Here is a 10,103-nt window from a genome sequence, read left to right on the forward strand (position 1 = left end):
CTAGGACTCCTGCACCCGAAGCGTAACCGTCACACCCGCCGAGGACGCGGACGAGATCGCAACCCGCACCGGGCCCGTGATGGGGACGGACATCGCCGACTGCTTCGACACCACCCCATCCCCCACGGTAATAGACCCGGTCGCCCCACCGCGCAGCGTCACAGTCACCGCCGAGCCGGGGGTGCCGACCGCGACACCGATATGCGTGATCTTCAACCCCGCCGCGCCCGTGCCGATCAGTAGGGGCGGGGACACTTCCTCGCCGTTGATCGTGCCCGGCACGCTGAACGGGATAACGTAGGCGGGCTTCGCTTCCGCCTTCGTCGCGTAGGTCGCCCCGGCTTCGGCCTTCGTCAGCAGCGGGGCGATCGCTTCCGCGAGCTGCTTCGGGGTCGTCGCAGCCGCCGCGAGCCGGATGTACTCGTTCGTTTCATCCGACAGGCGGAGTGTCACATCCTGCTCCAGCGTCCCACCCCCGGCGAGCCCGTCCCCGGCGATGATTTTCCGACCGAGGACTTCCGCCGACGCGGTGGCCTGCAACTCGCGGAGCCGCTGCACCAGCCGCTCCACCGTCGCGGAGTCCGCCGAATCGTCATTCTTGATCTGCTCGATGATCTCATTGAGTAGATCGTCGTAGTTAATTTCAGCCATCGTTACGCTCCTGCTAGGAAGATCATGCGGAATTGTGATTCCATTCCTCGGATGTTGCCAGTCGCCCCGGCGTTACCCTCGGTCGTCCAAATCCACGGGTACAACCTTGTCCCTGCGGTGAGGAACTCCACGCCGGTCGCCATACTGATCTGACCGAAGCCAATATCGTTCCACAACACGAGCCCCCGATCACCCGCGTTAATGTCCGTTGTCAGGCCGCAGCCCTTAGCGCCGGGGATGGTGGCGAAACCTTGCCGGGCGTACAGGTTGTACCACCCATCAACCGGGGCGACGAGGTACGGATCATTCGTGGATGCGTTCGCCACGCCACCGTAGTTCTTGCCGACAACGAGCTTCCCGTCCGAGTAGGCGCGCATACGGGTAAACCGTGCTGCTGGCGGGTCGTACTGCGGCCCGGTCCAGCGGAGCACACCGTAGGGCTTCGTGCGGAACGACGGCGCGCCAAACAGCGCGGTCGCCTGGTCAGCCGATAGGGTGCCAGCCGGGCCAGCCGGGCCCTGCGGACCCTGCGGGCCAGTATCGCCGCGGAGTCCCCTATCACCCTGCGGTCCCTGCGGACCGACGAACGCAAACGGGTCCGACCACGACGTACCATTCCACATCACAGCTTTACCGCTATCGGTCATGACGTAGGTGTCACCCACCGCCGCCGATGGGGGCAGTGATGCCGAGGATGCGACCTCCCCGCGAACGATCAACGACCGACCGTCCTTACCGGGTAGGCCGGTATCGCCCTTCGGACCCTGCACACCTTGAAGCCCGGTATCACCCTTCGGACCGGTCGGCCCAACATCGCCCTTCGGACCCTGCGGACCCATCGGACCCTGCGGGCCAGTATCGCCCTTCGGGCCCTGCGTGCCTTGGATGCCCTGCGGGCCGCGCGGACCAGTCTCGCCCTGCGGGCCACGGAACAATGGTGCAGCGCCCTCGGGCGGGAACTTCGCCCCATCCCACACGTAAATCCGACCATCAGCGGTGACAACCCAGCCCTTGCCCTTATCAGACGAGGACAAACCCTTCGGGAGATCAGCGTAAGTCGCGACCATCGACTCGTACGACACCGAAGCGCCGTCCTTACCGTCCTTACCCGCCGCACCAGTGTCGCCCTTCGGGCCCTGCGGACCCTGCGGACCCTGCGGACCCTGCGGACCCTGCGGACCCATCGGCCCCTCCGGCCCGCGTGGACCCTCCGGCCCGGCGACCGTGCCGATGGACTCGACCTGTCGCGTCGCTTCCTCCGCCGCCGTGACGGAACGCTCCGCAGCAGCAGCAGCGAGCGCAGCGTACTGCTCCGCTTCCACCGACACCTGATCCGCCGCGACCTGCGCCGCGTCCTTCACCAGGTTCATCACCTGCTCCACAGCCATTTCCGACCGAAGCGCAGCCGTCTCCGCCTGCTCAACCTGCGCCGACAAATCACCGAACTGTGGAATCACCGCCCGGACTTCGCGGGACGTTTCCAAGTCCCGGCCTACCCGCATCACCAGCGCATCCCCATCCACGCGGATGCCCAGCACCGACTCGCCGGGCAGCGTCTTAGCCCGGTCCTCGATCATCTGGAACACCTCCGCCATAGTGGGGAAGTACTGCGCCGCCGCGGGGAACTCAATGTAGTCGATCAGATCGACCCACCCTTCCTCCAGCAACTGCTTGATGTGCGGGGTGAACCGCACCATCATCTGCTCGTTGTGTCGGAGGAACGGGGTCGGCTTCCCATCCCGGTCGGCGGTGAGGACGGCGTGAGTGCCCTGGATGCGCACCACCACACCGAACTCGGGAACGTTATCCGCCGGGACGGGGATGCGTCCGTAATCCTGTTCAAGTGCCATTGTTGTGTGTCCTATCTAGTCGAGCTATACGGGGTCGGGGAAGGCGAAGAATCGCATGGTGTTCGAGAATGCCCAGACGAACGCGGTCGGCCTACCATCGCGCGGGTGAGCATCGCCCCACGGCACCCGGACGTAAGCGTTCGTCACCAGTGAGACGCGGAACCGAACGTCCAGCGATTGTCCCGCTGGAACGCGAATCTGGTCCAGCGTCGAGGTGGCTTCCGGGGTGGACTGCCACGTCGTAATCGGGGGCCACTCGTCCCCACCCATCCCATTGAACGGTGCGAACAGGCCCGCGCCCCACTCCGTGTTCCACGTCGGCTCCGTCGTCGGCTCCGGGGCCATGATTTGCGTAAGCCCATCGGTCCCGACCCGCGTCGTGTACGACTCTCGGAGAAACACAGTGTGCGGACACGTCGTGCTCATGGTTCGGCGAGCGCGTTGGATCTGAACCTGAACCGTCACAGGAACTCCGAAGTCGTTCTTCCAGTGCCCGCGCTGCTCAATCAGAATCTTCTGGTTATCAATCGGCGAGTGCTCTTTAATCTCCCCGTCATTAACCGAGGGCGTGCGAGTCTCCAGCACCACGCGGGGCATCGCGGCCCGTGATAGATGCAGCACCCCGTTCTCGGTCGAGAACTGACGGGATGTGCAAATGGTGTTAGCCATAACCTCTATGTCTCCTTCTTACCCTGCGGCTCCGACTCACGCCGGGCTACAACGGTTCTCACTCCGGTGTCCAGATTATCGGCGACGAGGTCCCCATACCGGCCCACACTCAACTGCCACGGCCCCAGAGCGCGCTCCAGCCGCCTGACACGCCGCTCCAACTCCGCGATGTACTCCGCATCCGTCCGCGCTGTCCTACCCATGATCCTGCTCTCCTATAACGGCGTTCCGGGCTTGACCCAGTCCGCATCGTCGGCCTTATCCTTCTGCGAAGCGTTGGCCTTACCGGCCTGCTCCTTCTCCCACGGCGACTTGAAGTCGTTCGTCAACGGCGGCGGGAACTCCTCGCGAGCCTCCCACGACACCGACGGAGGAACGAGGGACAGTTTGATCCCATCCGGTGAGAACGCAACCTTTTCGATCATCAGGTCGCAGCCGACCCGCACGCCGGTCTGAACCGACGAGACAGGCACACGCACGCCGGGAACGAGCTCATGCAACGAAACCGGCGCGTCGGCGCGTAACCCAGCCCCACCGACACTCACCGCCACCGGGGCGACCGCGAACTGGTCCAACGTCGCCTGCGCCTTCGTCTCGCACTCCTGAACCGTAGCGAGCTTGTTTCCCTTCACGATGGACTGGAGGACGATCCGGTCATCCTCAATCGCCCGCTGCGCCCACACACCCTCACCCTTGACGAGCACGTCGGTGACCACATCCTTGCCCACCTTCGTCACGACGACATCATCGCCGAGGTGCCGATCCGACAGCGGTGCGGTACGATGCCGAGCCCCGACCGGTCCGACCATCAACGACCCGCCGACGAACGTCCACTCCAGCCCGGCCTCGGTCAGATCATCGACCACATCATCCACGAGGACGCTGTTCGCCGTCTCGTTCACCACGACCCAGATTCGGGAGTCCAGGGCGTGAATGTGATCAGCGATGTGTAGCGGGTCGGACGGGCCCATCCCATCCACCACGAGCTGCTGCATCACCTGCGATGCGTCGCGTTGATCCCAGAACCGCCCGGACGGGAGCCGACGGCGCTTGAACAGACAGGCACCATCCGACGCGGTGACGGTCAGCGACCCCTTCGCCGCCTTCGTCTCCGTCACCAGACCGTGCCACGCGACCTCGCTACCCGCCCAGAATGTGAGGGTGTGCAGCCACGGCTCCACGCGGGAGCACAACACCGGCGATGCCGCGATTTTGATACTCGCCTTCGAGATGTCGCACAGCACCCGGTCGAAGTCCCAGTCGCTAATGTCCTCACCGGACTGCCAGATGATCCGCCCGGAAGGCTCCGCGATGGTCGCGCCCCACCTCGGTTGTCCCAACGTCGGCATGGCTACACCTCCCCCGTCACGCCGGTGACTTCCACCGTCGCGGTCGTGTCCTGCCCAGCATCAACCACGAGGGTGTAGGGAGCGCCGCACGTCATCACCGGGGGTCGCCACGGCCCACCGGCACGCCCGACCATCACCGGCGTGGCATCAACACGCCGACCATCCGGAAGGTCAGCCCACGCCGCCCCGGAACGCCCGTCGAGGGTGAGGACACTATCCGCGGGGAGGTACGTTGCCATAGCTTCGCCGACGGTCTGGCAGTCCAGCGCCGCCCCATCATCGACCACAAGCCCACGCGCCCAGCGGATGCGGATGTTCCTTTCTTCCCGCCCCGTGGAGCGGACCACGACGGTCGGCAGCATCTCACCGGTCAGGGGGATAGCGCCCTCCCTGATTGTGAACACGGATCGTCGCGAATCAATCGGCATGCAACCGATCTCAACGCCCGGCGCGGTCGGGCGGGGCAGCGTCCACAGGTCGCCCATCTTCGGATCTAGTAGCACGCCCTCGTCGTCATCACAGTTCGCCGGGCACGTCCCATCCGCGTCGAGTTCTTGGAACCTAGCGGTCATCACCTCGCCCGCCGACAGGCTCCGCGGCCCGAGCAACACAACGGGGCTGCGCCATACCCTCGGCACCAGCGCCGTCAGCTCGAACTCCACCACCGCCATACACGGCGCGTAGTCCCCACGGTCATTCGACACGCCGTAGCGGTTCGTCACCTCCGGGGTCTTCGTCACCACCACGCTCGTCAGCATCCGGGTCAGCTGCCCGGCACGCTCCCGGACATCAGCCGGGCGCTCCCACTGCCGATAATCCGGGCACGATTCGAGGAACACCAAATCACGCGGGCCGCTATCCCCCCCGCACCCATCCGCGAGCAGAGAACGGGTCAGCCACCGCAGTCCCCACTCCAGGCCACGGGAAGTCGCCGCCATAAGCAAGCATTCCACCTTGACCTCGCGAGTGGGGAGCCTACGCCTGCCGACCGAACCGCCGTCGCCCGTGGCTTCGGTGACATCCTGATCAATCTTCGTCGTGTCGAGCCCGTCAATATTCAGGCCGTACACCCCGCCGAACTCCAACGACTCCGGCCTGCCCGCCTGAACCCACGGGGCCCCGGTTTGCTCCGGGGTGATGTAGTCCTCGTCGCCGAGCCACACGTGCTGCTGGCCCCACGAATCATCCCAAATCAGCTCAAACGAGCGGGAACAGATACCGTGGAGGGCGTGCCCAGCCGCCCGGCGGGAGTTAATCAACTCCGCGCTTCCGAGACTCAAATAGCCGTTGTAACTCACCACGCGCTCCTAATAAGTCGCTGCTCGACGGCATCGGCCACGTCCTCACCGTCGCCGCTCCCGTAGTAGTTCAGGGTCACCTCAACCGTCCTCACGCTCCGCCCGCCGCTGTCGCCGGTAATGGTTGCACCAGCGTCGCGGAGGGACTGCCAATCAGCCGACCCGAGGAACCCGACGAGCTCCTCAAACGCGCCGGTCTGCCTAGGCGACAGCACCCGCTCCGCCTGCGTCGTCTGCTTCGAGAACAAGCCCCGATCCGTGATCAACCCGCCACGGTCGTAACCATGCCCGTGACCCCACATAGTCGTAAGGTCCATGCCATAGCGGGACTTGTAGTACCGCAGCGCCGCGACCATGTTCGCGAACGGGTTCGTGCGGTCGTTCGGCAGCTCCGGGTCACGGTGCGCCGCGAACGTCGTCGGAATGATCTGCAGCAGGCCAAGGCCCGCCGACGCGCCGGTGCCGTTCACATCCACGATTTCCTGCGCCCGGTTCGGAATACCACCGGACTCGGACTGAATCTGCGCGATCATGGCATCGACTTGGCGTTTATCCTGCCAGTTGAAGCCGACGCGGGCCATGGCACGCTTCGCCATAGGTCGCCACCGCTCCGCGCCGACACCGCCGGGGTCGCCCATCATTTCCTCGGACAGCTTCGTAATCTTGTCGCGGGTGATCTTCCCCAGCGTCTCCGACAGCTTCTGCGGATACGTGTTGATGATGCCAGCGTGCGACTGCGCCCACCCGGCGGCTGCGGAACTCATGCGTTCCTGGAATGGCTTCGTCAACCCGCCGATGATGTCCACCATCGACGCGCCGCCGCCCATGCCGGGCACGAACGCGCCGGAATCAGTCACAATGAGCGAGAATCTACGGTTGAACTGCGAATCATTCGCACCAGCAGCATCCGAGGTACCGAACTTTACACGTGAGTTGATGCCACCGGACTCGACGTTCACCGCGGGGATGCCCGGCGCTCCGCCGATCGTTCCGGCGGTGTGGACATCCGAGATGCCGACGGCGAAGCCCGCCGCCAGGCCGGGCTTCCACGCGCCCTGCTGCGAACCGGGGAAATTGCCTGTAGCCCATTGACGTGCGCCGGACCCGCCGAGGATCACATCCGCGATGCCCGACATGAAGCCAGAACAGTCCGTACCACCATCGCCATGCGCCGAGCCGCCCCACACGTAGGGACGACCGTTGCGCGACCGGGCCCAGTTGTATCCGCGGAGCAGCGCCTTCCACGCCGGGGTTCCCTCCGCCAGACCGCCGCCCTGATACCGCGCCGCAACGTTCGTGAACGTCTTGTCGCGCAGCATCGCCCGGCGCTTCTCCGGGTCGCGGAGGACCTGCGGGGCGACGCGATACCCACCCGAGTTCAGGGCGTTGAGGTTATCCACGCCGATGTTCCGAACGGCCTTAGCGTTGAGGACGTACTCGTGGTTCGACAGCAGCGCGGGGATCTTGTCGTCCTTCGGCCCACCCGGGCCTCGCACCAGACCGCCCGTGGCGAACCGTACGGGGTACGGGGCCATCTTCTGTGTCCCGAGCAACTCGGACGCGGAGTTCCACATCCCGACGATGCCGTCGTTAAACACCGACTGGATCGCGAAGCGGACGGGGCGGGCGGTGGCTTCACGCACCTGATTCCACTGCTGCGCGATGTTGCCAGCAGCCCACCCGAACGTGTTCGCCGTGTACGTCAGCGCCCCGCGGATACCAGCCATAGCGGGGTTCACGCCCGTGTTGAGAACATTCCACGCGGTGTTCGCGATGCTGAACAACGCGGGGTTCACGACGCCGTAAGCATTCCACGACGTGTTAGCGCCAGTAGCGTTCGACGCGGCCTGCATCCCCAGCATCGCCGGGGTCCACGCCGTGCTCGTCATAGCCAACACCGCCGAGCCGGTCGCGGACATTGCGGTCTGCATACCCAGCATCACCGGCTGGAATTGCGTGTCGTTCATGGTCTGCGCGGTCGTGCCGACGCTCGCGAGGGCGGGGTTCACCACCTCGCCGGTCTGCTGCTGCGCGGTGGCTCCCCACGCCAGCATCGACTCCTGCTGCTGCTGCATCATCGCGCCCAGGGCGGCACCATCACCGGGCATCTGGGCGACACTGTCTACCGCGATTCCGGGCACCGGGGCGGGAACCACCGGGGCGGCGACCGTGGGGGCCGCGACCTCCGGCAGCGACACATCAGCCGCCGAGTTTGCCAAGCTCTGCGCCGCGCCCTTCACGCTCCCAGCCATAGACTGCACGCCATTGATTAGGCCCTGCCCGATGTTCTCGCCGTAGCCCGCGAACACGCGCGACGGGGAGTGAATACCCAGCGCCGACTCGAACGGCTTGCGGATCCACCCCGGAATCTTGTCGAGGAAGTAGCTGCCGATCTTCCCGGCGAGGGAAGTCATGCCGTTGATCAGACCTTGGACGATGTTCTTGCCGGTGTCGATTAGCCACGACCCAGCATCCGACAGGGCTCCGCGGATACGCCCCGGCAGGCCCTTGAACCAATCAATTACCCCGCCGATAGCCTGACCCACCCGCCCCGGCAACGGCGCGACGTGATCACGCCACCACCCGGACACGGCATCGCCCATTGCCGCGAACTTGTCCTTCGTCCACTGCCACGCCTGGCCGAACCAGTCCTTGATCGCGGTGACGGCCTGGCTAATCCACCCGGGGAGCTGCACCAGCACGTAGATGAGCCCGGTGATGGCACCAATGACCACACCAACGATCGTCACGACCGCGACGATCGCGCCGACGACCAGACCAAGACCAATGATGATAGGCGTGAGCAACACACCACCAATGATCATCAGCACCTTCTGCAGAACAGGCCAATGATCCGAGATGAACCCGCCGACCGCTTCACCAATCCGCTTGAAGAAGTCCACGACCTGCGACACGATAGGCCACAGCGTCGTGTTCCAGAAGTCCATGAACCACGACCCGAACGCCGCGACCTTCTCGGTGATGGTGTCCCACACCGGGGCGATGATCTCCGCGATGCGTCCCCACGTGTCAGCAATCCAAGTGTAGATGGGCGATAGGACGGACTCCCACACCCACATAAACGCAGTACCGATGACGTCCCACACGGCGCTGAACGCGGTTGCGAGTCCAGAGAAGATCCCGCCGAAGAAATCAACCAAGCCGCCCCACACCGCCGTGATGATGTTCCACGCGGCCTGCGCCCCATCCACGAGGGTCTGCCACACTGCCTGCACCCCGCCGGACTGGAACCAGCCGACGATCGCGTCCCACGTCCCGACGACGATGTTCTTGATCCACGTCCACGCGGTAGCCACCACATTGACAAGGCCGTCCCACACGCCCTGCCAGAACTCGCGGAACCCGGCGACGTTATCCCACAGAAGTTTGAACACACCGATGATGCCGACGATAGCGGCGATGACGAGGGCCACCGGCCACATAGCAACGAGCCACGACCCGGCGATAACAGCGGCGTTCGCGACGGCGGCGATGCCCGCGCGGACCCACCCACCGGCTATCATGCCCAACGCCTTGACACCGGCTCCAAGATTCTTCGGGGCGGCGATGATCCACGCCCCGGCGATGCGCCCAGCGTTCACGATAGCGGCACCGGCGGCTTGTCCCCACCCGGCGATCATCGCGCCGAACGCACGGGCGTACGTACCCAGGTTCTTTGGTGCGGCTATGATCCACGCGGCCCCAGCCTTGATCGCCTGAACCGTCGCCACCGCAGCCATGCGCACCCACCCGGCGATGATCTGAACGAACGCTATCGTGTACTGCACCAGGTTCTTCGGCGCGGCCATGATCCATGCGGCGGCGACACGCCCGGCCTGCACAAGTGCCTGACCGCCCAGCATGACCCACTGACCGATCATCTTCGCCACCTGAATCGCCATAGCACCAGCGGCCCTAGCCCACCCAGCAACGGTCGTCCACGCCGCCGCGACCATCTTCGCCCCGGTGATGGTGGCCTGCAGTCCGCCCAGGACAAACCCGCCGATCATGCTCCCCAGCGAAGCCAACGCACCGACCGCCATAAGCGCCACGGCACCCGCGACGACACCACCAACGACGATCATTACACCCTTGAAGGCATCCGCCGCCAGCGACCCCTCGCCGAGCCACGTCACGAAGTCCTTAATCGGCTGGTTCAGCCCCTTGAACACGCCGGTGAGGAACTCCACAGCCTTCGTCATCGGGCCGATCATGGGTTCCAGCAGCGTCGCGCCGAACGCGGACAGTGAGGTCTTGAAGTTCGCAATCTTCGCCGGGAGGGTCTG

At 65.1% G+C, this 10,103-nt stretch carries 6 protein-coding genes; all 6 read right to left on the reverse strand.

What is annotated here, in order from left to right:
• The 6 genes from ACTQX9_RS08895 to ACTQX9_RS08920 all read right to left on the reverse strand — a co-directional run bounded on the left by ACTQX9_RS08895 (position 1) and on the right by ACTQX9_RS08920 (position 10,019).
• Complete coding sequence (locus ACTQX9_RS08895; RefSeq protein ID WP_441031701.1) at positions 1 to 651, reverse strand: hypothetical protein; 651 nt, start codon at positions 649 to 651, stop codon at positions 1 to 3.
• A gap of 2 nt (positions 652 to 653) precedes the next feature.
• Entirely contained in the window at positions 654 to 2,501 is a 1,848-nt protein-coding gene (locus tag ACTQX9_RS08900) for a hypothetical protein (protein ID WP_441031699.1), read from the reverse strand.
• 24 nt (positions 2,502 to 2,525) lie between these two features.
• On the reverse strand, positions 2,526 to 3,170 hold the full coding sequence (locus ACTQX9_RS08905; RefSeq protein WP_441031697.1) for a DUF7172 family protein: 645 nt from the start codon (positions 3,168 to 3,170) through the stop codon (positions 2,526 to 2,528).
• 215 nt (positions 3,171 to 3,385) lie between these two features.
• Entirely contained in the window at positions 3,386 to 4,519 is a 1,134-nt protein-coding gene (locus tag ACTQX9_RS08910; RefSeq protein WP_441032700.1) for a hypothetical protein, read from the reverse strand.
• 2 nt (positions 4,520 to 4,521) lie between these two features.
• Entirely contained in the window at positions 4,522 to 5,817 is a 1,296-nt protein-coding gene (locus ACTQX9_RS08915) for a hypothetical protein (RefSeq protein ID WP_441031782.1), read from the reverse strand.
• The gene (locus ACTQX9_RS08920) at positions 5,814 to 10,019 is read right to left on the reverse strand and encodes a hypothetical protein (protein WP_441541263.1); all 4,206 of its coding nucleotides are present in this window, start codon (positions 10,017 to 10,019) and stop codon (positions 5,814 to 5,816) included. The genes ACTQX9_RS08915 and ACTQX9_RS08920 overlap by 4 nt, the downstream gene beginning before the upstream one ends.
• Positions 10,020 to 10,103 lie beyond the last annotated feature (84 nt).

This window comes from Collinsella sp. LCP19S3_F2 (assembly GCF_052121015.1).
Classification (GTDB): Bacteria; Actinomycetota; Coriobacteriia; order Coriobacteriales; family Coriobacteriaceae; genus Collinsella.

Coding starts and splice junctions, on each gene's coding strand:
- ACTQX9_RS08895 (WP_441031701.1), bottom strand. CDS start 651: ATGGCTGAAATTAACTACGACGATCTACTCAATGAGATCATCGAGCAG.
- ACTQX9_RS08900 (WP_441031699.1), bottom strand. CDS start 2,501: ATGGCACTTGAACAGGATTACGGACGCATCCCCGTCCCGGCGGATAAC.
- ACTQX9_RS08905 (WP_441031697.1), bottom strand. CDS start 3,170: ATGGCTAACACCATTTGCACATCCCGTCAGTTCTCGACCGAGAACGGG.
- ACTQX9_RS08910 (WP_441032700.1), bottom strand. CDS start 4,519: ATGCCGACGTTGGGACAACCGAGGTGGGGCGCGACCATCGCGGAGCCT.
- ACTQX9_RS08920 (WP_441541263.1), bottom strand. CDS start 10,019: ATGACGAAGGCTGTGGAGTTCCTCACCGGCGTGTTCAAGGGGCTGAAC.